Source organism: Vibrio sp. OPT46 (assembly GCF_015163535.1).
Classification (GTDB): Bacteria; Pseudomonadota; Gammaproteobacteria; order Enterobacterales; family Vibrionaceae; genus Vibrio; species Vibrio alginolyticus.
Window position 1 is genome coordinate 1,423 of sequence record NZ_JADDYG010000554.1, and the last position, 330, is coordinate 1,752.

Below are 330 nucleotides of genomic sequence, written 5' to 3' on the forward strand. Positions count from 1 at the left end.
GCTCCGGGGCATGATAAAAATCATAATATTCTCTCTCTAAAAATGAGGACAATTGACTAATATTATCAATATCTTCTCCAGTAGATTTAACCCGTAGCCTAATATATAATCCACCTTGTTTGTTAATAGGAAGCAAAGGGTTTAATATTTTCTTCTGAAACAAAAAATATACCGTAGCTAACTTTACAAACCTTTCATGCCTCTCTATTTTTGATTCAACATCGAACTGTTCTAAATTAACAAGATCCTGGTATACATGTCCTTCATATATGTTGTTCGGACACTCAAATGACAGCACTAAGTCATCTATCTGGAACGCATTATGTAATA